Here is a 21,577-nt window from a genome sequence, read left to right on the forward strand (position 1 = left end):
AAAAGACTCCCCGGCCTCAAGCAGCGCGAAGCGCGGTAGGCCCAAAAGACTCCCCGGCCTCAAGCAGCGCGAAGCGCGGTAGGCCCAAAAGACTCCCCGGCCTCAAGCAGCGCGAAGCGCGGTAGGCCCTAAAACAAACCAATAGGGCGCGCGCGCCCTATTGCGCGGTCATGCCCCCGTCGATTTTGAACTCGGAGCCGGTGACGAATTTGGACTCGTCGGAGGCGAGGTAGAGGACGCAGTAGGCCACGTCGTCCGGCTCGCCGATCCGTTTCAGCGGGATGCCGCGGGTCAGGCGTTCGTGGGCCTTGGCCTCGTCGCCGCCGGCCAGGGCGATGAAGGGGTCGAGGATCGGGGTCTTGATGAAGACCGGGTGGACCGAGTTGCAGCGCACGTTCCAGTCGGCCTTGGCCGCCTCCAGCGCCAGGGTCTTGGTGTACATCCAGACGGCGGCCTTGGTGGCGTTGTAGGCGCCCATGCCGGGGGCGGCGACCAAGCCGGCGATGGACGAGATATTGACGATCGAGGCCGGGGCGGCGGCGCGCAGATGGGGCATGGCGTATTTGGCGCCCAGCATGATCGAACGCAGATTGATCTCGTACTGACGCTGCCAGTTGTCGACCGTGTCCTGTTCGACGAAGGCCAGGGGGCCGCCGACGCCGGCGTTGTTGACCAGGACCGACAGGCCGCCGAGGTCGGCCACGGCGGCGGCGATGACCCGTTCCCAATCGGCTTCGCTGGCCACGTCGTGGGCGTAGGCGAAGGCGGCGCCGGGGATTTCGGCGTTGATGCGCTCGGCCAGGGCGGCGGCGCGGCCGCCGTCGATGTCGGTCAGGGCCAGGCGGGCGCCCTCGCGGGCCATCATGGCGGCCATGGCCTCGCCCAGGCCGCCGGCGGCGCCGGTGATCAGGACGGTCTTGCCGGCGACGCGGCCGGGGCGGGCGGAGGAAGCGGCGCTCACGAGATCGCTCCCATGTCGGCGGCGGCGCGGTCGATGAACCGGGCCAGGGTCACGTCCTTGTCGGTCACGCCGTCGGCGTCATGGGTGGTCAGCAACACCTCGACCCGGTCATAGACGTTCGACCATTCCGGATGGTGATCCATCTTGTCGGCCATCAGGGCGACGCGGGTCATGAAGCCGAAGGCGGCGTTGAAATCAGCGAACTTGAGACTGCGCGAAATGGCCGCCCGGTCGCCGTCATGGGGGCGCCAGGCCGGCAGCGTCTTCAGGGTTTCCGCAACGTCAAGGCGAGTGTCGGTCATGGGCTTTCCTCTTTTCTTCCGGCGTAAGGCGCCCGGCGGATCGCGGCAAGCGTGCGCAAACGTCTCCGACGGTCGCGGAACGCATAACCAAGCTCTGGCGTTATCGGACGTCGCGAAAGCGTCGCCGTTTCTGGCGCGGAGGAAGTGGATATGGACAATCTGTGGCTCGCCGCTCTGGACGCGGCCGACCGGAAGCGGATCGAACCTCATCTGAGCGAGCACCAGATCGCGCGCGGCCAGATGCTGTACGACGCCGGCGAGGCGGTCGATCAGGTCTGGTTCCCGCTGAAGGGGGTGGTGTCGCTGATGACCGTCCTGCCGGACGACAAGATGGTGGAGACCGCCGCCATCGGGCGCGAGGGCCTGGTCGGTGTGACCTGCGGCCCGTTCAACGCCCGCGCCGCCAGCCGCGCCATCTCCCAGCGCGACGGGGTGGCCGTCTGCTGTTCGGCCGAGGTGTTCGGCGAGGCGCTGGATGAGAGCGAAGGCCTGCGCCAGGCCCTGTCGCGCTTCACCGAAGGCCTGATGGCCCAGGTGCAGCAGGCCGCCGCTTGCAACGCCCAGCACCGGCTGGACGAGCGGTTGGCGCGCTGGCTGCTGACCCTGCACGACCGGGCCGAGGACGACCGGATCGACCTGACCCAGGCCGACATCGCCGGCATGCTGGGCGTGCGCCGCGCCACGGTCTCCGAGGTCGGGACCGTGCTGGAGGGCAAGGATCTGATCCAGCGGGGCCGGGGCTGGGTCCGGGTGCTGGACCGCGACGGGCTGGAGGAAGCGTCGTGCGGCTGTTACGGCCTGATGCGCGAGGTGATGAAGGATCTCGAACTGCCCCAGCCGCAAGCCGGGTCGGAAGCGATGCGATCAGGCTCTAGTGACGCGTGACGGGCGGCCCGCGACGCGCTAGACCGCGCGCATGACCGACGCCTCCTCCCACGGCCCGCATTCGTCGGGCGACCGTTCCTCCTTCGGCTTCCGCGACGTGGACGCGCGCGAGAAGGTGAAGATGGTGCGCGGGGTCTTCGATTCCGTCGCTTCCAGCTATGACGTCATGAACGACCTGATGAGCGTGGGCGTCCACCGCCTCTGGAAGGACGCGGCGGCGGCCAAGCTGAACCCCCGGCCCGGCGAGACCATACTGGACGTGGCCGGCGGGACCGGCGACATGGCCCGGCGCTATTCCAAGATGGCGCGCGCGGCCCAGGAACGACGCGGCGGCGAGGACGCCTCGGTGATCGTGCTGGACTACAACGCCGAGATGATCCTGGCCGGGGTGCACAAGGGCGGCGAGCCGGAGATGAGCTGGTCGGTCGGCGACGCCATGGCCCTGCCCCTGCCGGACGCCTCGGTCGACGCCTATTCGATCAGTTTCGGCATCCGCAACGTGGCCCATATCGACAAGGCCCTGGCCGAGGCGCGGCGCGTGCTGAAGCCGGGCGGCCGGTTCCTGTGCCTGGAGTTCTCGCGCCCGACGACCGGGCCGATCCGCGCGGCCTATGACGCCTGGTCCTTCCACGCCATTCCGCGCATCGGCGGCTGGGTGGCCAAGGATCGCGACAGCTATCAGTATCTGGTCGAGAGCATCCGCCGCTTCCCGGACCAGGCGGCCTTCAAGGCCCTGATCGAGGACGCCGGCTTCAAGCGCGTGTCGGTGACCAATCTGTCGGGCGGGATCGCCGCCATCCACCACGGGTGGGCGATCTGACCCGGATCTATCGCACGGCCCCGCCGCCGCCGCCCGCCGTGGCGGTGCAGAACCCGGTGGCGGCCTTTCTGCGCCTGCTGGGCTGGCTGTGGGTTCTGGCGCGTCATGACGCCCTGATCCCGCGCGAGGCCAATCCCCTGCTGCCCGTCTGGGCCCGGCCCTTCGCCCGCGCCGTGCAGATGCTGTCCGGCCGCGACGGACGTCAGGGCCGGCCGGGCCAGAGGCTGGGCAAGGCGTTCGAACATCTGGGGCCGGTGGCGATCAAGCTGGGCCAGGTCCTGGCCACCCGCGCCGACATCTTCGGCCTGCAGTTCGCGCGCGACCTGGGCCGGTTGAAGGACGCCCTGCCGCCCTTCCCGCTGGAAGAGGCGCGGCGCGAGATAGAGAAGTCGCTGGGCCGGCCGGTCGAGAGCCTGTTCACCGACCTGAGCCCGCCGGTCGCCGCCGCCTCCCTGGCCCAGGCGCACCGGGCGGCCCTGGCCGACGGCCGGGCCGTGGCGGTCAAGGTGCTGCGGCCGGGGGTCGAGCGCCGCGTCGCCGACGGCCTGGACGCCATGCGGCTGGGCGCCGCCCTGGTCTGGCGGCTGGTTCCCCTGTCGCGCCGGCTCGAACCCCAGGCCTTCGTCGAGACCATCGCCAATTCGATGGATCTTGAGCTGGACATGCGGCTGGAGGCGGCCGCCGCCAGCGAGATGGCCGATGTCATGGCCAAGGACGGCTATATGTCAGCCCCCGCCGTCGTCTGGGACGGGGTGGGCAAGCGGGTGCTGACGCTGGAATGGGCGCAAGGGCTGCCCATGACCGATCCGGCCCTGGCGGACCTGCCGGGCCTGGATGTCGATCTGCTGGCCGACAATGTGGTGCGCGCCTTCCTGGTTCAGGCCCTGGACCACGGGGTGTTCCACGCCGACCTGCACGAGGGCAATCTGTTCGCCAGCGCCCCGGCCCATCTGACCGCCATCGACTTCGGCATCGTCGGGCGGCTGGGTCCGGCCGAGCGGCGCTATCTGGCCGAGATCCTGTGGGGCTTCATCAGTCGCGACTACGACCGGATCGCCCGGGTCCATTTCGAGGCCGGCTATGTGCCGCCGCACCATTCGGTCGAGACCTTCGCCCAGGCCCTGCGCGCCGTGGGCGAGCCGGTGATCGGACGCGCCGCCAGCCAGGTGTCGATGGGCCGGCTGCTGGGCCAGTTGTTCGAGATCACCGCCCTGTTCGACATGCGGCTGAGGCCCGAACTGATCCTGCTGCAGAAGACCATGGTCTCGGTCGAAGGCGTGGCGCGCCGGCTTCAGCCGGACCACGACCTGTGGAAGGCGGCCCAGCCGGTGGTCGAACGCTGGATCCGCCGCGAGCTGGGGCCCCAGGCCCAGGCGCGCGACGCCCTGAACGAGATGATCGCGGCGGCGCGCGCCATCTCGCGCCTGGTGCAGGAGCCGCCGCGTCCCGCGACGGTGGTCATCGAAAAGTCGGGAACTCCCGCTTGGGTGACGGCTTCAGTCACGGTCGCGGTCATCGCGGCCCTGACGGCCCTGGGCCTTTCGCTCTGGCCCTATCTGTCCTGACCGGAGCCTTCGCATGAAGACGACCCTGATCGCCGTAGCCCTGCTTCTGGCCCCGGCCTCCGCAATCGCCCAATCCGGCGGCGCCGCAGCCGGCGCCGTGCCGAACAGTTTCGACCGGCCGACCCAGGCGCAATCTCAACCGGCCCTGCCGGCGCCGACCGCTCCCGCCGTTGCGGCGACCGCGCCCGACATCGCCCGATCTGAAGAGGCGCTGCGCGCCGTGATCGCGGCGGCCCAGGGTCCCGGCTTCGACTATTCGGTCTTCACCGACAGCCTGGCGGCCCAGATCCGCCAGCAGGCGGATCAGGTCGCGCCGCTGGTCAAGGGCTTCGGCGCGGTCAAGACCGTCGCCTTCGAACGGCCGGAAGGCGAGGCCCATCTGTTCAAGGTGACCTTCGACAACCAGGTCACCGAATGGGTGATCGGCTTCGACGCCGACGACAAGATCGCCGCCCTGCTGTTCCGTCCGGTCGAGAGCTGAGTTTAGTCCAGCGTCGGCCGGCCGCGTCCCGACTTGATCGAGGCGCGGCTGGTCTTGGCCTTCAGCCGGCGCTCCTTCGAGGCCTTGGTCGGCCGGGTCGGGACGCGGAAGACGGGCTTGATCGAGGCCTCGTCCACCAGGGCCTGAAGCCGTTCGATCGCGTCGGCGCGGTTGCGCTCCTGGGTGCGGTGGCGGACGGCGGTGATCAGGATCACCCCGTCCAGCGTCAGCCGGCTGCCGGCCAGCTTCATCAGCCGCGCCTTGACCGGCTCGGTCAGGCTGGGGGAGTTCTTCACGTCGAACCGCATCTGGACGGCGGTCGAGACCTTGTTGACGTTCTGGCCGCCCGGTCCCCCGGCGCGGTAGAAGTGGAACTCCAGCTCGTCCTCGGGGATCGTCGTCATGGCTGGCTCGGGGGGGCGACCCGACGCGCCTTGACCACGGCCTGGTCCAGGGCCTGAAGAAACCGCGACCGGTCGGCGGCCGAAAACGGCGGAGGGCCGGACGTCGCCACCCCCATCGACCGCAGATGCTCGCCCACCATCCGCCCGGCCAGGGCCGAGCCGATGGAGTCCGGGGTGAAGGGCTGGCCGTTGGACTTCAGCGCCTGGGCGCCGGCCTTCAGGCAGCGGTCGGCCAGGGGGATGTCGGCGGTGATGACCACATCGCCCACGCCTGCCCGTTCGGCGATCCAGTCGTCGGCCACGTCCGGCCCGGCGTCCACCACCACCTGTTCGATCAGGGCCTCGCGCGGGACCTGCATCCAGCCGTTGGAGACCACATAGGTCTTCAGCCCATAGCGCCGCGCGACGCGATAGACCTCCTCCTTCACCGGGCAGGCGTCGGCGTCGATGTAGAGGGCGGTCGGCATGGGCCTGACCTAGCGCGGACGGGGGCGGGTCGTCGATACCCGGTCACCGCCTGCGCCTGCGGCGCTCTCCCTCTCATTCGTCATCCTCGGCCTTGTGCCGAGGATCCATACGCCCGGTGCGTCTGTGGCGGACTCGGGCTCTTCACAGCTCCGACTTGACGAACGCTACCATCCAAACGAACATAAAGTGAACAAAACGGATCGATTCGATGGTTCAACTCTTTAAAGTCCCTGGCGTCTCCGAGATCGAGAATCGAGTTGTCCTGAATGAACTGACAGGCACGAAAGTTGATCACGATTTGGATCGCAAGGTCGCGAAGGTGATCCGTGACGTGTTCGGTATCGAGGGGAGGCCAGAAGATTATTTCGAATGGGCGTATCTCGACACGGGCGAGACAGATGACGACATGCTTAGAGACATAGAGCATTGGTCGCGCGCTGGTTGGGATATCGTTGATTCTAATGGAAAAGAGCTGCGATGCTTTGGCCTATTTGAAGCCGCAATGGTCTGTGTGACGGAAGGTTATGCGGGCAGTTCGATTATCGAAATCGACGCTGTCATATGGCGACAAGATAAATCTGCGAGCGCGGCATTGCCGCCGCGACTCAAAGCTCAGAACCAAAACTTCTTAGCGCTTGGACAGCCGAAGCGAAAACCAGCTGCTTAGCAACGCGAATATGCGGCTGCGTAGGGTTTGTGCCCTGTCTTCTAGCGGTGGAGGCTCTGGACGCCGCAAAGGCGCCGGTCTTGCGGACACACCCCCTCCGTCACGGCGCGGAAGACGCGCCGCGCTGCGTCCCCCAGAGGTGGAGGTGTCGGGTGTGGGGGCGGCAGGTCGGGGGCTGGGCTCAGCTTGGGTTGGCCATGAAGAGGGCCAGGCCGATGCTGTTCCAGACGGCGTGCGACAGGGTCGGCAGGGCGTAGGCGCGAAGCCGTCCCAGCCGTCGCGACCAACCCCAGGCGGCGTAGGCCATCACGGCGAAGGCGGTCGCCTGGCCGAGCGAGCCGGGGCTCATGCCGTGCAACAGCCAGGCGAGCGCCGCAATGATCGCGATGATGAAGGCCAGCCCGAGGCTGGGGGCGTCGTCGCGGGCGCGCCGGACCGCCCAGACGACCAGCGGCGTCTCGATCACCGCAGGCAGAAACACGGCCAGGAGAAACCCATAGGCGAACCGCGAGACCGTATCCTGGGCTGCGACCATGGCGTCCGGCGCGCCGGGGCCGGCGGTGAAACTGCCGACGACCATATTGGCCGCCGCTCGGATGAGCAGGGATAGGGCGAACAGGCCTGCGCCCAGGAGTACGGCCTGTAGCCAGGGGTTTCGGAATATCGGCATGCGTGGCCGGTTTGAATCTAGCGTCTGTCGCCTAGGCGCTGCCGCCGACGTATGTATTCGATGGTCCAGGCGAGCGTCGAAATGGCCACGACGACCAGGGCGAACAGGCCGGGGCGTCCGCCCCATTCAGCCGGAAAACTGGTCCGGAAAGTCCCTATTAGGAAGGTGGCGAGGGCCGCCCACAAGGCAAGGCTCAGTTTCGACATCGTCTGCCCTCCCGCAGTCGTCAGCGCACCATTTGGACCCGGATCGCAGCGGTCCGCAAGAGGCGCCGGTCGTGCGGACGCGCCCCCTCCGTCTCGGCGCTATGCGCCGATCCACCTCCCCCAGAGGGGGAGGAGACAGGTTTGGGGATGGGGCTTGACCCCGGCCGGGGCGGGTTTGAGAAGTGGGGGCGGTCGGGCGATTGCGGCCGGCGCGGCGAAGGGTCTGGATGCGATGACACACGACGGGCTCTCGGACCGGTTCGGGCTTCAGCGCGCGGCCTCGCGGGCGGAGGGGGCTGCGTCGGCCCAGGTGCGGCGCGGGCGGCTGGAGACGCTGAAGGCCCTGGTGCTGGAGCGGCGCGAGGCCTTTGCACGGGCCATAGATGCGGATTTCGGGGCGCGGTCGGCGATGGAGACGGGGCTGTTGGAGGTCACGCCCCTGATCCGCAGCCTGGACCATGCGCGCGCCCATCTGGGGCGGTGGATGCGGGACGAGCGGCGGCCGGTGGACCTGATGTTCCAGCCGTCGCGGGCCTGGATCCGGCATGAGCCCCTGGGCGTGGTCGGGGTGATCGCGCCGTGGAACTATCCGCTGCTGTTGGCCCTGGGGCCGACGGTGGACGCCCTGGCGGCGGGCAATCGGGTGATGATCAAGCCGTCCGAACTGACGCCCGCCTTCGGCGCCCTGCTGGAGGCCGCCGTGGCCGAGCGGTTCGATCCGGCGGTGCTGACGGTGGTCAACGGCGGGGTGGACACGGCCCAGGCCTTTTCGCGTCTGGCCTTCGACCATCTGGTCTTCACCGGATCGACGCGGGTAGGGCGCGAGGTGATGCGGGCGGCGGCGGACAATCTGACCCCGGTGACGCTGGAGCTGGGCGGCAAGTCGCCGGCGGTGGTGGCGCCCGACTATCCGCTGGACAAGGCGGCGCGGTCGATCGCCTTCGGCAAATTCCTGAACGCGGGCCAGACCTGTATCGCCCCCGACTACGCCCTGGTCCCGGCCGGTCAGGTCCGGGTCTTCGCCGAGGCCGTGCTGGAGCAGGCGCGGCGGGCCTATCCGACGCTTCAGGACAATCCCGACTACAGCGGGGTGATCAGCGAACGCCACCGGGTGCGGCTGCGCGAGGCGGTGGCGGCGGCCCGCGCGGCGGGGGCCGTGGTGCTGGAACACCCCGATGCGGGCGAGGGGGACAACGGCAAGATCGCCCCGACCCTGGTGCTGAACCCGCCGACCGACGGCCTGTTGATGCAGGAGGAGATCTTCGGCCCGGTCCTGCCGGTGGTCGGATACGACAGCCTGGATGAAGCCCTGGCCTTCGTGGCCGCCCGGCCCCGGCCGCTGGCCCTGTACGGCTTCACCAACCAGGCGCGGACGCGGGATCGGATCCTGGGGTCCGGCCTGTCGGGCGGCGTGACCCTGAACGGGACCATGCTCCATATCGCCCAGAACGACCTGCCGTTCGGCGGGGTCGGCCCCAGCGGCCTGGGCGCCTATCACGGCCGTGAGGGCTTCAAACGCTTCAGCCATGCGCGGGCGGTCTATGACGCGGGGCCGGTGAACGCCTTCGAACGGCTGGGGCCGCCGTGGGACGGGGCGGCGGGCCGGCTGGCGCGCACGGCCCTGCGGTTTCTGGCCCGGTAGGCGGAGACGAAAAAGGGCGGGACCCTGCGGTCCCGCCCTTTCCGTTCAGACCTGAAAGGCCGTCAGTTGCGATAGGCCGGCGGCATCGGCGTCTGTTGACGATAACGGTCGCGCAGCAGCAGGGCGCGGCTGGTCAACGGTTGCTCGACCCCGTCGATGAAGACGGCCGAGGGCTGGCTGAGCGGCTCCAGCGGGTCGCCGGACCAGACCACGACGTCGGCGGCGGCGCCCGGCGCGATCTGGCCGAACTGTCCGGCCATGCCGAAGATCCTGGCCGGATTGACCGTCAGGGCGGCGATGGCGGCGCCGTAAGGCAGGCCGTGCGAGACGGCGTTGCCGGCGTTGTAGCGGGCCTCGCGGGCGCGGTGGGTCGAGCCCTCATTGCCCTTGATGGCGATGACCACGCCGGCCGCGTTCAGGGCCGCCGCATTCTCCATCCGCGCCGCCCGCATCTCGAAATCGCTGGGCAGGTTGGAGATGGGGTTCAGCAGGACGGGTACGCCCGCCGCGGCGATGTCGCCGGCGACCAGCCAGCCTTCCTCGGCGCCGTCCAGGATCAGCTTGATCCCTTCCTCGCGCGCCAGACGCAGCACCTGCTGGATGTCCGACGCCCGGTGGACGCTGACGATCAGGGGCATGGAGCCGTTGGCGACCGGGATCAGGGCCTCCAGATCCGCGCGCGACAGGCTGAGGTCGCGCAGGCCCGCCCGTTCGTAGGCGGACTTGTTGCGGGCGTAGAGGCGGACCTCGGCCAGGGTTTCCTTGAACAGGACGAACTCGGCGCCGCGGGCGCCGCCGGCGATGTCGGCCCCGGCCTCGCCGAACGGGGCGACCATGGCCACGCGCGGCTTGACCAGGATGTTGGCGTCGCCGTTTATCAAGTCTGGGCCCAGGTCGATGACCGCCGCCTGACCGGCGAACAGGCCGGGCGTCTGATAGCCGCCGTCGCCGGCGCCGGCCGTCTCGTCCTCATGCACATGGCCGCCGGAGGAGCCGGGGTGCTGGGGCACGACGACGGCGCGGGTGATGCCGCCCAGTCGCGCCACCGGCAGGGTGAAGGACCAGGGGTCCAGGCCGTAGGAGATGTCGAAGGCGGCGCTGAGGGTGTTGGCGCTGTTGCGCAGTTCGTTGGTGCCGCCGACGGCGCCGACCTCGGTCCCGGCCAGGCCGGAATCGACGGCGACGAAGCCGGGGGCGACCGTCTTGCCGGTCGCGTCGATGACGCGGGCGCCGGACGGGGCCGCAGCGGTTCCGACCGAGACGATCTTGCCGTCGCGGATCACGACCGTGCCGCGCTCGATGACCGAGGTTCCGGTCAGGACGCGTCCGCCGACGATGGCGACGGTGTCCTGGGCGAGAGCCGGGGCGGCGAGAGACAGGGCGGCGACGGCGCCCGCGAGGATGTGGGACAGACGCATCAGCGGGCTCCTTCGGCGACGTTGGCGGCGGTCAGGCCATAGCCCGGCTGGCCCAGCTCGAAATCGCTGGTCGGCTGATAGGCGGGGTTGGTCCGGTCGAAGGTCAGGGCGCCGTCGATGAAGACCTGGTCGGCGCGGGCGTAGATGGAGAAGGGATCGGCGCTCCAGATCACCACATCGGCGCGCTTGCCGGCCTCCAGCGAGCCGGTCTGGTCGGCGATGCCGATGGCCTTGGCGGCGTTGGAGGTGATCCAGCCGATGGCGTGTTCTTCCGAGATGTTCAGTCTGGCGCGACGACCGGCCGACAGGGCGGCGGCGGCCTCCTGATTCAACCGTTGAGTCAGTTCGGCGTCGTCGGAGTGGATGACGGCGCACGAGCCCTGTTGCGCGTCCACCAGGGCGGCGTTCTCCTCGATGGCGTCCAGGGCCTCCATCTTGAAGCCCCACCAGCCGGTCCACATGGCCGCGCAGATGCCGTTCTGGGCCAGTTGCGGCGCCAGCTTGTAGGCCTCGGTGGCGTGGTGGAAGGTGGTGATGCGGTAGCCGAACTCCTTGGCCATATCGATCATCATGGCCATTTCGTCGGCGCGGTAGCAGTGGTTCTGGATCAGGATCGACCCGTCCAGCACCCCGACCAGGGTCTCGTTCTGCAGATTGCGGGTCGGGGCCGCGCCCTCGCCGGTCTCGCGCCACTTGTCCCACTTGGCCTTGTAGTCGCGCGCGGCGATGAAGGCGGCGCGGTAGCCGGCCATATTGCCCATGCCGGTCGCCGGGCTCTGGTTGCGCGAGCCATAGACCCGCGAGGGGTTCTCGCCGCAGGCCATCTTGATCGTATAGGGGGCGTCCGGGAACTTCATGCCCTGCATGGTGATCGAGGGCGTGTTGCGGATGGTCACGCCCCGGCCGCCGAACAGATTGGCCGAGCCGGGCAGGATGTGAAGCGTGGTGACGCCGCCGGCGCGGGCGGTGTTGAAGCCGGGATCCTGAGGCCACAGCGAATGTTCGGCCCAGACCTGGGCGGTGTTCGGGCTGGTCGCCTCATTGCCGTCGCTCATGCCCTGCACCCCGGGCGACGGATAGACGCCCAGGTGGCTGTGGACGTCGATGATCCCGGGGGTGACATAGCGGCCGCGCGCCTCGACGACGCGATAGCCGGCGGGGACGGGGGTCGAGGCGTCACCGACGGCGGCGATCCTGCCGTCGGTGACCACGACCACGCCATTGTCGATCTTGCGGTCCGCGCCGGTCAGGACGGTCGCCCCGACCACGGCGAAATTCTCGCGCGGCAAGGGTTGATAGGTGGACGGATAGGGGTTCAGGGTGGTCGCCGGATCCAGGCCTGCGGCCAGGGTCTTGTCCTTGGACGGCGCCGCCGTTTCCGATTCCGCGCCGGTCGTGGCGCAGGCCGCCAAGCTCAGCATAGGCAGGCCGAGCATAGCAAAGCCTATGGCCGCGAGGCTGACGCCCCGCAGATGATGTCCGATCATCAGATCCCCTCTTCCCCACTGACACGCCAGCCCGACGTGTCTTGCGCCGTCATAGGAGGGTCATCTGACGGAGGCGTCAAAAGATTTCGATGTTCATTGAGTGGTGCGCCTCCCCGTTCGGGAAGGCGAATGGGGAGGTGAGAGCGGATGGTCTGGACGCTCCGGCCTGGGACCGCTAACGGCACGCGCATGAACGACGACGAAAACCCCCATCTCGACCGGCCGCTGCGGTCGTTCGGCCGGATCAAGGCGCGGCCGATCAAGCCGCGACAGGCGGCGCTGATGGAGACGCTGCTGCCTCAGATCGCCGTGCCCGATCCCAAGGCCGGTCCGCTGGACCCGAAGGCGATGATGCCCGAGGCGGTCGAGGTGTGGCTGGAGATCGGGTTCGGCGGCGGGGAACATATGGCGGCCCAGGCGGCGACGCGGCCCGACGCCCTGGTGATCGGCTGCGAGCCCTTCCTGAACGGGGTCGCCTCGGCCCTGCGCCATGTCGAGGAGGGCGGGCTGAAGAATGTGCGCATCCACGCCGACGACGCGCGCGACCTGGTCGACGCCCTGCCGGACGCCTCGGTCGACCGGGTGCTGATCCTGTTCCCCGACCCCTGGCACAAGGCGCGGCACAACAAGCGCCGCCTGTTGCAGGACGAGACGGCCCAGGCCTTCGCCCGCATCCTGAAGCCGGGCGGGACGCTGCGGTTCGTCACCGACTGGCGCGACTACGCCGAATGGACGCTGGAGCGGCTGGAGCGGACGCCCGGGCTGGAGCGAATCGGGGCGGCGGACCAGGACTGGTTCCTGCCCCCTGCGGACCATGTGATTACACGCTACGAGGAGAAGCGGCTGGGGGACACGGCGCCCATCTTCTTGGAATTTCTACGGAAACCCTGAAGACGACAAATAAGTGATTTTACGTATTCACTCCTTTGACGGGTGTTTAACGAACTTCATTAGTCATTGTCCCAATTAATATAAGATTGGGTGGGCTATGAAGGCGCTGACGATCGGCGGCAGGATTAATCTCCTGGCCTTGGTGACCATGGTGGGGCTTCTGGTCGTCACGGGTCTGTCCCTGATGCGGCTGGACGCCGTGATGCGCGACGACATCGCTGACCGCACCAGGAAGTCCGTAGAGATCGCCTACAGTGTCGTCGCTCACTACCAGGCCGAGGAACAGGCCGGTCGCCTGACCCGTGTTCAGGCCCAGACCGCCGCCAAGGCCGCTGTCGGGGCCATGCGTTACGGCGCCGACGACTATTTCTGGATCAACGACATGCATCCCACCATGGTGATGCACCCGATGAAGCCGGCGCTGAACGGCAAGGACCTGAGCGAGAACAAGGACGCCGACGGCGTGCTGATGTTCAAGGAATTCGTCGCCGTGGTTCAGAAGGACGGCGAGGGCTTCGTCAACTATCAGTGGGCCAAGCCGAACCAGGACGGGGCCTCGCCCAAGATCTCCTATGTGAAGGGCTTCGCCCCCTGGGGCTGGGTGATCGGCTCGGGCGTCTATACCGACCAGATCGCGGCGGCCGTGGGCAAGGCGGCCCTGGCCCTGGGCTCCATGGCCCTGCTGGTGCTGCTGGCGGTCGGGGCGACGGGCTGGTTCATCGGCCGGTCCGTGTCGGCCCCGGTGGTGGCGCTGGAGCGGCGCATGCGCGGCCTGGCGGACGGCGACAAGACCTCCGAGATTCCCGGCGTCAAGCGCGGCGACGAGATCGGCAAGATGGCCTCGGCCCTGGCGATCTTCCGCGACGCCGCCATCGAGAAGGACCGGCTGGAGGCCGAGACCCTGTCGCAACGCTCGATGAGCGAACAGGAACGGGCCGCGCGCGAGGCCGAGAAGGCCGCCGAGGCCGAAGCCGACCGCGTCACCATCGCAGCCCTGGGCCAGGGGCTGTCGGCCATGGCTGACGGCGATCTGACCTATCGGATCGAGGCCGAGTTCGCGCCCAAGGCGGCGCAGCTGAAGACCGACTTCAACGCCGCCATCGCCCAGCTGCAGCAGGCCGTCGCGGTGGTGGTGGCCAATATCGCCGGCATCCGCTCGGGCGCCGGCGAGATTTCGCAGGCCGCCGACGACCTGTCGCGCCGCACCGAACAACAGGCGGCGGGGCTGGAAGAGACGGCGGCGGCCCTGGACGAGATCACGGCCACGGTGAACAAGACCGCCTCGGGCGCGCGTCAGGCCTCTGACGTGGTTCAGGCGGCCAAGGGCGACGCGGAAACCTCGGGCGTCATCGTCCGCGACGCGGTCTCGGCCATGCAGGCGATCGAGGGTTCGTCATCCCAGATCAACCAGATCATCGGCGTCATCGACGAGATCGCCTTCCAGACCAATCTGCTGGCCCTGAACGCCGGGGTCGAGGCGGCCCGAGCCGGCGAGGCCGGTCGCGGCTTTGCTGTGGTGGCGTCCGAAGTCCGGGCCCTGGCCCAGCGTTCGGCCGAGGCGGCGAAAGAAATCAAGACCCTGATCTCGACCTCGACCCACCAGGTCGGCTCGGGCGTGAAACTGGTCGGTCAGACCGGCGAGGCCCTGCAGCGGATCGTGGACCGGGTCGCCGAGATCGACGGCCTGGTGTCGGAAATCGCCGCCTCGGCCCAGGAACAGGCCATCGGCCTAGCCGAGGTCAATACGGCCGTGAACCAGATGGACCAGGTGACGCAGCAAAACGCCGCGATGGTCGAGCAGTCGACCGCCGCCAGCCATTCGCTGTCGCAGGAAGCCCAGTCTCTGCAAGCCTCGGTGGCCCAGTTCAAGGTCGGGACGAGCGGCGCCGCGTCGGTCGCCGCGCTGACGCCGGCCCGCGCGGCGCCCGCCCGCCAATTGGTTCAGGCGCTGAAGACCGTCGGTCGCGGCGGCGCGGCGCCCAAGCCTCAGGTCGAGTCCGAAGGTTGGGAAGAGTTCTGACGTCGTAGGCGCAGGTCGCCGCTGAGGGAGCGGCGGTATATGTAGTTTGCCCTAACGCCGCGTTTACGATTCGTCCCGATCCGGGACGCCACATTCTCCCAGGTTTCAGGTTTCACCCCTGTGTCGCTTCTGGGGACTGGATTGTCCGTTCTTCCGGGGCCGCATGCCCAGCGGAGCGCCTGAAGCCAGGGTTCAAGATTCTTGAATCCTGTCCGTGCTTTGGCGCCTGGAGATGGCCTTGAACAAGATCCTGTCCGATACGAAGATCGCCGTGAAGATCATCGTGCCCCTGATCCTGTTGGCCCTGGTGGGGCTGGGGGGCGCCGCCTACAGCGCCTGGGAGATGAAGAAGATCGACGCCGACTACAGCCGGCTGGTCGATGTGGACAACGTCGCCCTGGTGAGGATGATCCGGGTCAACCGGACCCTTCAGGGCCTCGGCTACGACACCTACAAGGTCTTCGTCTATGACGGCGCCTCGGCCGAGGCGCGCCAGGCGGCCGATCAGGCGAAGGAAAAAATCGAGGCGATCGAGACCTTGCTGGTGGAGGCGGGATCCATCGCGCCGCAGTGGAAGGACGAGATCGAGGGCTTCCGCGGCCCCTTGAACGAAGTCCGCGCCCTGGCCGCGCGGTCTGTCGAGCTGGGCCTGGCCAATGACGCGGTGGCGGGGCGTCCCGTGCTGACCGAGATGGACGCCAGGATGGCGGATCTGATCACGAAATTGACCGCCTTCACCAACGCCAAGGTCGAACTGACCGCCGAGGAGTCGGCGCAGGCCTCGCAAAAGGTCGATGCGGCGGCGCTGACTACCCTGATCGCCATCGCGGTGGCGACCATCGCCGCCCTGGCCGCCGGCCTTGTCGTGGCGCGGTCCATCGTCGGCGCCCTGTCGGGCATGGGCGACCGGATGGGGCGGCTGTCGGCCGGCGACACCACGATCGACGTGCCCCACGCCCAACGCAAGGACGAACTGGGCAAGATGGGCGTCGCCCTGATCGCCTTCCGCGACGCCGCCATCGAGAAGATGCAGCTGGAGGCCGAGGGCGCGGCCCTGCGCAACCAGTCGGACGAGGAGCGGGCCCGCAACCAGCGCGCGGCGGACGCCCTGGCCCGCGAACAGGCGACCGTGGTCGCGGCCCTGGGCGAGGGTCTGGAACACCTGACGCGCGGCGACCTGACCTACAGCATCACTCATGATTTCCCCGGCGACTACGCCAAGCTGAAGACCAATTTCAACACCGCCATCGCCCAGCTGCAGCAGGCCATGGGCGTGGTCCTGGGCAATGTGGCGGGCATCCGCTCGGGCGCCGGCGAGATTTCGCAGGCCGCCGACGACCTGTCGCGCCGCACCGAACAGCAGGCGGCCAGCCTGGAGGAAACGGCCGCCGCCCTGGACGAGATCACCGCCACGGTGAACAAGACCGCCTCGGGCGCGCGCCAGGCCTCGGACGTGGTCCAGTCGGCCAAGGGCGACGCGGAAACCTCGGGCGTCATCGTCCGCGACGCCGTCTCGGCCATGCACGCGATCGAGGGGTCTTCGGCGCAGATCAACCAGATCATCGGCGTCATCGACGAAATCGCCTTCCAGACCAATCTGCTGGCCCTGAACGCCGGGGTCGAGGCGGCCCGCGCGGGCGAGGCTGGGCGTGGCTTTGCGGTCGTGGCGTCGGAAGTCCGCGCCCTGGCCCAGCGTTCGGCCGAGGCGGCGAAGGAGATCAAGACCCTGATCTCGGCCTCGACCCATCAGGTCGGTTCGGGCGTGAAACTGGTCGGTCAGACCGGCGAGGCCCTGCAACGGATCGTGGACCGGGTCGCCGAGATCGACGGCCTGGTGTCGGAGATCGCCGCCTCGGCCCAGGAACAGGCCGTCGGCCTGGCCCAGGTCAATACCGCCGTCAACCAGATGGACCAGGTCACCCAGCAAAACGCCGCCATGGTCGAGCAGTCGACCGCCGCCAGCCATTCGCTTGCCCAGGAGGCCGAGACCCTGCAGGCCTCGGTGGCCCAGTTCAAGGTCGGCGAAACCGCATCGGCCCTCGCCACCGCGCCCGCGCCCCGCGCGGCGTCGAGGCCCGGCGCCCCCGCTCCCGCCCGTTCGAACCATATGGTCGCCGCCCTGAAGACTCTCGGTCGCGGCGGCGCGGCGCTGAAGGTCGAGGCCGCACCCCAGGCCGCGCCTGCTTCGGAGGGCTGGGAAGAATTCTAGGGCCGGAGGTGGAGCGGGGGCTGGCGCCGCGGCGATGAACCGCCCAGCTATGGCCTCCTCACCAAAGCCCTGGCCGGATCCCTGGAATGACCCTCTCGATCTACGACGTCGCCTCGCCCATCCTCGTGCGCGGCCTGACCAATCTGTCCGGCCTTCTGGACAAGGCCTTGGCGGAGGGGTTTGACGAAGCCGTCCTGATCCAGGCCCGGCTTCACGAGGACATGCGCCCCCTGGCCGCCCAGGTTCAGCTGGCGTCAGACTCGGCCAAGGGCGCCGTGGCGCGGCTGGCCGGCGTCGACAACCCGGCCATGGCGGATGACGAGACGAACTTCGCCGAACTGAAGGACCGGATCGCCCGCACCATCGCCTTCATCGACAGCGTGGACCCCGCCGCCTTCGCCGGAGCCGAGACCCGGCCGGTGACGCTGAAGACACCGAGCCGCGAGATGAATTTCGACGGCCTGGGCTATCTGACCAGCTTCGTCCTGCCGAACTTCCATTTCCACGTCACGACCGCCTACGCCATCCTGCGCAAGGAAGGCGTGCCGCTGAGCAAGATGGATTATCTGGGGCGGCTGGCGCTGATCTGAGCCCAACGCCCGCGCCCCCCGACACAAAGAGGGCTGACAAGCGAATGTGAAACGCCTATATGGCCCTCCACATCGTTAGACCGGCGTCCAACGGCGTCGTTCCAAGCGGCGGCCCGGACGGACCGCCGCTTTTGTTTTGGATAATCGCCGCTTGCGCGCAAGAACCGCCCAGGACCGCCAACTGCTCGAGCTGATCGACCCCATTGCGGAGTCGCTGGGCCTCGAGATCGTGCGCGTCCGCCTGATGACCGGCTCCAAACGCCAGCGTCTGCAGATCATGGCCGAGCGTCCGTCCGACCACGACATCTCGGTCGAACAATGCGCCAAGCTGAGCCGCGCCGTGTCGGAGGTGTTCGACGCCGCCGACCCGATCGCCGGCGAATATATGCTGGAAGTCTCGTCGCCCGGCATCGACCGGCCCCTGACCCGTCCGCTCGACTTCGACCTGTTCGAGGGCGAGGAGGCGCGGCTGGAGACGGACCGGATGATCGAGGGCCGCAAGCGCTTCAAGGGCGTGCTGGCCGGCTATGAGGACGGCAATGTCCTGATCGACCTGGACGGCGAGGAAGAGACCGCCCTGATCCCCTTCGACTGGTTGAGCGATGCGAAACTGGTCCTGACCGACGCCCTGATGAAACGGGGCGCCGCCATTCGCGCCGCGCGCGGCGAACCTGAAGACGACGGCCTGCCCGAAGGGGAAGCCGCCGAAGACACAACCGACACCACGACCCCTTCTGAGGACAACGCCTGATGGCCGTCACCGGTATTTCCGCCAACCGCCTCGAACTGCTGCAGATCGCCGAGGCCGTGGCCCGCGAGAAGAACATCGAACGCGAAGTCGTCATCGAGGCGATTGAAGAAGCGATCCAGAAGGGCGCCAAGTCGCGTTACGGCGCCCACCACGACATCCGCGCCAAGATCGACCACAAGACCGGCGAACTGGCCCTGACCCGTCACGTCACCATCGTCGAGGACGACTGGCAGCCGGAAGACGAGCTGGAAGAGTTCAACGACAGCGCCATGGTGCGCCTGAAGGACGCCCTGAAGCGCGACCCGGAAGCCGTGGTCGGCAAGGAATATGTCGAGACCCTGCCGCCGTTCGAGTTCGGCCGCGTCCAGACCCAGATGGCCCGCCAGGTCGTGACCGGAAAGGTCCGCGAGGCCGAGCGCGCCAACCAGTACGAAGAGTTCAAGGATCGCGTCGGCGAGATCGTCAACGGCACGGTCAAGCGCGTCGAATACGGCAACACCATCGTCGATCTGGGCCGGGGCGAGGGCGTAATGCGCCGCGACCAGTCCATCCCGCGCGAAGTGTTCAACATCGGCGACCGGATCCGCACCTACATCTATGACGTCCGGCCCGAGGCCAAGGGCCCGCAGGTCATGCTGTCGCGCGCCCATCCGGGCTTCATGGCCAAGCTGTTCGCCCAGGAAGTGCCGGAAGTCTATGACGGGGTGATCGAGATCCGCGCCGCGGCCCGTGACTCGGGCTCGCGCGCCAAGATGGCCGTCCTGTCGAACGACAGCTCGATCGATCCCGTCGGCGCCTGCGTCGGCATGCGCGGCTCGCGCGTTCAGGCGGTCGTCGCCGAACTGCAGGGCGAGAAGATCGACATCATCCAGTGGAACCCGGACGAGCCCACCTTCATCGTCAACGCCCTGGCCCCGGCCGAAGTCTCCAAGGTCGTGCTCGACGAAGAAGCCGGCCGCGTGGAAGTCGTGGTGCCCGACGAACAGCTGTCGCTGGCCATCGGCCGTCGCGGCCAGAACGTCCGCCTAGCCTCCCAGCTGACCGGCTGGCAGATCGACATCATCACCGAGTCCCAGGACTCTGAGCGTCGCCAGCGCGAGTTCAGCGAGCGCACCGGCCTGTTCCAGGAAGCCCTGGACGTGGACGAGGTCATCGCCCAGCTGCTGGTCACCGAAGGCTTCGCCACGATCGAAGACCTGGCCTATGTCGACCCCTATGAAGTCTCGGAGATCGAAGGCTTCGACGAGGAGACCGCCGAGGAGCTGCAGGCCCGCGCCCGCGACTTCCTGGACCGCAAGGCCGCCGAGCTGGACGCCAAGCGCGTCGAACTGGGCGTCGAGGACGGCGTGCTGCAGGTGCCGGGCGTGACCCTGGCCATGGCCGTCGCCCTGGGCGAAGGCGGGGTCAAGACCGTCGAGGACCTGGCCGACCTGGCCACCGACGAGATCCGCGGCGGCTACGAAGTGAAGAACGGCGAACGGGTCAAGGTCCCGGGCGTGCTGGAAAGCTTCAACCTGGCCCAGGAAGACGCCGAAATGCTGATCCTGCAGGCCCGTGTGGCCGCCGGCTGGATCGACGCCTCGGAACTGCCGCAGCCCGCGCCGGAAGAGGAAGAGGAAGAATTCGCCGACGGCGAATACGACCCGGATCAGGTCTTCGGCGACGCGCCGGCTGAAACCGAAGCCGACGCCGACGGTTCAGACGCAACTGCCGACGATGCGGAGGTCCTCGCCGAGGACGACTCCGAACCGTCGAACGCGTGATGGGAGACCTGGCCACATATGAGCTTGCGCGACGCAACGATTGATCGGGAACGCCGGGACCTCGTCTCTCACGAGGTCATGGACGAATCTCGCCTGATCCGTTTCGTCGCCGGGCCCGATGGCCAGGTGGTTCCCGACCTGGGCAGGAAACTGCCCGGCCGCGGCCTGTGGGTCGAAGCCAGCCGCACGTCGATCGAGACGGCGGTCAAGAAGAACGGCTTCACCCGCGCCGCCAAGATGAAGCTGACCGCCCCGGCCGACCTGGCCGATATCGTCGAACGGCTGCTGTTCCGGCGCTGTCTCGACCAGCTGGGTCTTGCCCGGCGCGAAGGCGTGCTTATCTCTGGCTTCGAAAAGTCCGCCGCCAATCTGCGGGCCGGCAAGGTCGCCTGGGTGATCGAGGCCGCCGACGGCTCGGCCGACGGGCGTGGCAAAATCCTCGCCCTGGCCCGCCATCAGACCGCGAAAGTCTGCGGCGCGTTCACTGTGGACGATTTGAGTTTGGCCCTTGGGCTGGAAAATGCGATACACGCCGTCCTGCTTGCGGGCGGAAGGGCCGAGCGTTGGACCATGGAGGTCGAACGACTGGCTGGATTTCGGCCGCTTCGCCCCGCTCACTGGGATATTCCCAGGGACGGGGACGGATCGGCGGGAGCAACCCCGACTGACCTTGATAAAGGTGGGGCGAGCTGAGGATTTTGGCGGCCGAGGGCCTGTCTCCAAGGGCGGAGACGGGCTCACGGTCGTTCATGTGCATTGAGACGACGGCGGGATTTTCCGCCCCTAGTAAAGCGACCGGATGAGCGACGAAAACGACAAGACCAACCAAGGCCAGGGTTCGGGCCAAGGTGCGAGCCAGGGCAATCAGGGCGGCACGCCGTCCCAGACGGGGCCGCGCGCCCCGCTGAGCCTGAAGCCGCGCGTTGTGGGATCGGTCCCGACCGGGACCGTCAAGCAGAGCTTCAGCCACGGGCGGTCCAAGACGGTGGTGGTCGAGACCAAGCGTCGACCCGGCGCCGGCGGGCCGCAACGCCCGCAGGGCTTCGACGTGGCGCGTCCGCAGCAGTCGTCGTCGCAGAACCGTCCGCAGGGTCAGCGCACGTCGCAACCCGTCGGCGGCGCCCTGTCGCCTGAGGAGCAGGAAGCCCGTCGTCGCGCCATCGCCGTCGCGACCCAGGCCAACGCCGAGCGTGAACGCGCCGCCGTCGCCGAGAAGGCCGCGCGTGAAGCCGCCGAACGCGAACGCGCCGCCGCCACGGAACGCGCCGCCCAGGCGGCCCGCGACGAGGCCGCCGCCGCTCAGGCCGCCGCCGAAGCCGCCCGCGCCCAGGCCGCCAAGCTGACGGCCGCCCCTGCCGACCGCATCGGCGTGATCGC

The 21,577-nt window shown here is 68.5% G+C and carries 21 protein-coding genes; 14 read left to right on the forward strand and 7 right to left on the reverse strand.

Annotated features, from left to right (window positions below; genetic code table 11):
- Positions 1-157: 157 nt before the first annotated feature.
- Together AC07NC_RS16695 and AC07NC_RS16700 are read right to left on the reverse strand one after the other, a co-directional pair.
- Positions 158-961, reverse strand: coding sequence for an SDR family oxidoreductase (locus tag AC07NC_RS16695; protein WP_494570207.1), 804 nt, complete (start codon positions 959-961; stop codon positions 158-160).
- Positions 958-1,263: a 4a-hydroxytetrahydrobiopterin dehydratase gene (locus AC07NC_RS16700; protein ID WP_292148788.1), complete on the reverse strand. Its 306-nt coding sequence runs from the start codon at positions 1,261-1,263 to the stop codon at positions 958-960. The genes AC07NC_RS16695 and AC07NC_RS16700 overlap by 4 nt, the downstream gene beginning before the upstream one ends.
- A 150-nt stretch (positions 1,264-1,413) precedes the next feature.
- Here AC07NC_RS16700 and AC07NC_RS16705 point away from each other — a divergent pair, with 150 nt between their 5' ends.
- The 4 genes from AC07NC_RS16705 to AC07NC_RS16720 are packed head-to-tail and all read left to right on the forward strand — an operon-like array spanning position 1,414 to position 5,014.
- Positions 1,414-2,148 (forward strand): Crp/Fnr family transcriptional regulator, encoded by a 735-nt coding sequence (locus AC07NC_RS16705; RefSeq protein ID WP_008260814.1) that lies wholly within the window; start codon positions 1,414-1,416, stop codon positions 2,146-2,148.
- Positions 2,149-2,179: 31 nt separating this feature from the next.
- Complete coding sequence (locus tag AC07NC_RS16710; protein WP_008259087.1) at positions 2,180-2,968, forward strand: class I SAM-dependent methyltransferase; 789 nt, start codon at positions 2,180-2,182, stop codon at positions 2,966-2,968.
- Complete coding sequence (gene ubiB, locus AC07NC_RS16715; protein ID WP_494570208.1) at positions 2,956-4,533, forward strand: 2-polyprenylphenol 6-hydroxylase; 1,578 nt, start codon at positions 2,956-2,958, stop codon at positions 4,531-4,533. Before AC07NC_RS16710 ends, ubiB begins: the two co-directional genes overlap by 13 nt.
- Positions 4,534-4,546: 13 nt before the next feature.
- Positions 4,547-5,014 carry a hypothetical protein gene (locus tag AC07NC_RS16720; RefSeq protein ID WP_494570209.1) on the forward strand — a complete coding sequence of 156 codons (468 nt, stop codon included), beginning with the start codon at positions 4,547-4,549 and terminating at the stop codon, positions 5,012-5,014.
- 2 nt (positions 5,015-5,016) lie between these two features.
- Here AC07NC_RS16720 and arfB read toward each other — a convergent pair whose 3' ends face one another.
- Both arfB and AC07NC_RS16730 read right to left on the reverse strand, forming a co-directional pair.
- Positions 5,017-5,418 (reverse strand): alternative ribosome rescue aminoacyl-tRNA hydrolase ArfB, encoded by a 402-nt coding sequence (gene arfB / locus AC07NC_RS16725; RefSeq protein ID WP_494570210.1) that lies wholly within the window; start codon positions 5,416-5,418, stop codon positions 5,017-5,019.
- The gene (locus AC07NC_RS16730) at positions 5,415-5,885 is read right to left on the reverse strand and encodes a YaiI/YqxD family protein (RefSeq protein ID WP_492072198.1); all 471 of its coding nucleotides are present in this window, start codon (positions 5,883-5,885) and stop codon (positions 5,415-5,417) included. The genes arfB and AC07NC_RS16730 overlap by 4 nt, the downstream gene beginning before the upstream one ends.
- Positions 5,886-6,094: 209 nt before the next feature.
- Between AC07NC_RS16730 and AC07NC_RS16735 the strand changes: the two genes are divergently transcribed.
- Complete coding sequence (locus tag AC07NC_RS16735) at positions 6,095-6,553, forward strand: hypothetical protein (protein ID WP_494570211.1); 459 nt, start codon at positions 6,095-6,097, stop codon at positions 6,551-6,553.
- A gap of 181 nt (positions 6,554-6,734) precedes the next feature.
- On the opposite strand, the gene AC07NC_RS16740 is transcribed toward AC07NC_RS16735, so the two are convergent.
- The gene (locus tag AC07NC_RS16740; protein WP_156796386.1) at positions 6,735-7,223 is read right to left on the reverse strand and encodes a hypothetical protein; all 489 of its coding nucleotides are present in this window, start codon (positions 7,221-7,223) and stop codon (positions 6,735-6,737) included.
- A gap of 438 nt (positions 7,224-7,661) precedes the next feature.
- On the opposite strand from AC07NC_RS16740, the gene AC07NC_RS16745 reads away from it, so the two are divergent.
- Positions 7,662-9,071 carry a coniferyl aldehyde dehydrogenase gene (locus tag AC07NC_RS16745; RefSeq protein ID WP_494570212.1) on the forward strand — a complete coding sequence of 470 codons (1,410 nt, stop codon included), beginning with the start codon at positions 7,662-7,664 and terminating at the stop codon, positions 9,069-9,071.
- Between the two features lie 62 nt (positions 9,072-9,133).
- Here AC07NC_RS16745 and AC07NC_RS16750 read toward each other — a convergent pair whose 3' ends face one another.
- Together AC07NC_RS16750 and AC07NC_RS16755 are read right to left on the reverse strand one after the other, a co-directional pair.
- Positions 9,134-10,489 (reverse strand): amidohydrolase family protein, encoded by a 1,356-nt coding sequence (locus AC07NC_RS16750; protein WP_494570213.1) that lies wholly within the window; start codon positions 10,487-10,489, stop codon positions 9,134-9,136.
- Entirely contained in the window at positions 10,489-11,976 is a 1,488-nt protein-coding gene (locus AC07NC_RS16755; RefSeq protein ID WP_494570214.1) for an amidohydrolase, read from the reverse strand. The genes AC07NC_RS16750 and AC07NC_RS16755 overlap by 1 nt, the downstream gene beginning before the upstream one ends.
- Positions 11,977-12,165: 189 nt before the next feature.
- On the opposite strand from AC07NC_RS16755, the gene trmB reads away from it, so the two are divergent.
- The 8 genes from trmB to AC07NC_RS16795 form a co-directional block, all read left to right on the forward strand.
- Positions 12,166-12,867 (forward strand): tRNA (guanosine(46)-N7)-methyltransferase TrmB, encoded by a 702-nt coding sequence (gene trmB / locus AC07NC_RS16760; RefSeq protein WP_494570215.1) that lies wholly within the window; start codon positions 12,166-12,168, stop codon positions 12,865-12,867.
- Positions 12,868-12,964: 97 nt separating this feature from the next.
- On the forward strand, positions 12,965-14,887 hold the full coding sequence (locus AC07NC_RS16765; RefSeq protein ID WP_494570216.1) for a methyl-accepting chemotaxis protein: 1,923 nt from the start codon (positions 12,965-12,967) through the stop codon (positions 14,885-14,887).
- A gap of 232 nt (positions 14,888-15,119) precedes the next feature.
- Positions 15,120-17,096, forward strand: coding sequence for a HAMP domain-containing methyl-accepting chemotaxis protein (locus AC07NC_RS16770; protein WP_494570220.1), 1,977 nt, complete (start codon positions 15,120-15,122; stop codon positions 17,094-17,096).
- 86 nt (positions 17,097-17,182) lie between these two features.
- The gene (locus AC07NC_RS16775; protein ID WP_494570217.1) at positions 17,183-17,686 is read left to right on the forward strand and encodes a DUF1993 domain-containing protein; all 504 of its coding nucleotides are present in this window, start codon (positions 17,183-17,185) and stop codon (positions 17,684-17,686) included.
- A gap of 151 nt (positions 17,687-17,837) precedes the next feature.
- The gene (gene rimP / locus AC07NC_RS16780) at positions 17,838-18,437 is read left to right on the forward strand and encodes a ribosome maturation factor RimP (RefSeq protein WP_154727033.1); all 600 of its coding nucleotides are present in this window, start codon (positions 17,838-17,840) and stop codon (positions 18,435-18,437) included.
- A complete protein-coding gene (gene nusA / locus AC07NC_RS16785) occupies positions 18,437-20,200 on the forward strand; it encodes a transcription termination factor NusA (RefSeq protein WP_494570218.1) in 1,764 nt (587 codons plus the stop codon). Before rimP ends, nusA begins: the two co-directional genes overlap by 1 nt.
- A gap of 18 nt (positions 20,201-20,218) precedes the next feature.
- Positions 20,219-20,893, forward strand: coding sequence for an RNA-binding protein (locus tag AC07NC_RS16790; protein ID WP_008264043.1), 675 nt, complete (start codon positions 20,219-20,221; stop codon positions 20,891-20,893).
- A gap of 106 nt (positions 20,894-20,999) precedes the next feature.
- On the forward strand, positions 21,000-21,577 hold a 578-nt coding region (locus AC07NC_RS16795; protein WP_494570219.1), incomplete at its 3' end, for a translation initiation factor IF-2 associated domain-containing protein.

The sequence above is a fragment of the Brevundimonas sp. GW821-FHT10A07 genome (genome assembly GCF_059415785.1).

Coding starts and splice junctions, on each gene's coding strand:
- AC07NC_RS16700 (WP_292148788.1), bottom strand. CDS start 1,263: ATGACCGACACTCGCCTTGACGTTGCGGAAACCCTGAAGACGCTGCCG.
- AC07NC_RS16705 (WP_008260814.1), top strand. CDS start 1,414: ATGGACAATCTGTGGCTCGCCGCTCTGGACGCGGCCGACCGGAAGCGG.
- AC07NC_RS16710 (WP_008259087.1), top strand. CDS start 2,180: ATGACCGACGCCTCCTCCCACGGCCCGCATTCGTCGGGCGACCGTTCC.
- AC07NC_RS16720 (WP_494570209.1), top strand. CDS start 4,547: ATGAAGACGACCCTGATCGCCGTAGCCCTGCTTCTGGCCCCGGCCTCC.
- arfB (WP_494570210.1), bottom strand. CDS start 5,418: ATGACGACGATCCCCGAGGACGAGCTGGAGTTCCACTTCTACCGCGCC.
- AC07NC_RS16730 (WP_492072198.1), bottom strand. CDS start 5,885: ATGCCGACCGCCCTCTACATCGACGCCGACGCCTGCCCGGTGAAGGAG.
- AC07NC_RS16735 (WP_494570211.1), top strand. CDS start 6,095: ATGGTTCAACTCTTTAAAGTCCCTGGCGTCTCCGAGATCGAGAATCGA.
- AC07NC_RS16740 (WP_156796386.1), bottom strand. CDS start 7,223: ATGCCGATATTCCGAAACCCCTGGCTACAGGCCGTACTCCTGGGCGCA.
- AC07NC_RS16745 (WP_494570212.1), top strand. CDS start 7,662: ATGACACACGACGGGCTCTCGGACCGGTTCGGGCTTCAGCGCGCGGCC.
- AC07NC_RS16750 (WP_494570213.1), bottom strand. CDS start 10,489: ATGCGTCTGTCCCACATCCTCGCGGGCGCCGTCGCCGCCCTGTCTCTC.
- AC07NC_RS16755 (WP_494570214.1), bottom strand. CDS start 11,976: ATGATCGGACATCATCTGCGGGGCGTCAGCCTCGCGGCCATAGGCTTT.
- trmB (WP_494570215.1), top strand. CDS start 12,166: ATGAACGACGACGAAAACCCCCATCTCGACCGGCCGCTGCGGTCGTTC.
- AC07NC_RS16765 (WP_494570216.1), top strand. CDS start 12,965: ATGAAGGCGCTGACGATCGGCGGCAGGATTAATCTCCTGGCCTTGGTG.
- AC07NC_RS16770 (WP_494570220.1), top strand. CDS start 15,120: ATGGCCTTGAACAAGATCCTGTCCGATACGAAGATCGCCGTGAAGATC.
- AC07NC_RS16775 (WP_494570217.1), top strand. CDS start 17,183: ATGACCCTCTCGATCTACGACGTCGCCTCGCCCATCCTCGTGCGCGGC.
- nusA (WP_494570218.1), top strand. CDS start 18,437: ATGGCCGTCACCGGTATTTCCGCCAACCGCCTCGAACTGCTGCAGATC.
- AC07NC_RS16790 (WP_008264043.1), top strand. CDS start 20,219: ATGAGCTTGCGCGACGCAACGATTGATCGGGAACGCCGGGACCTCGTC.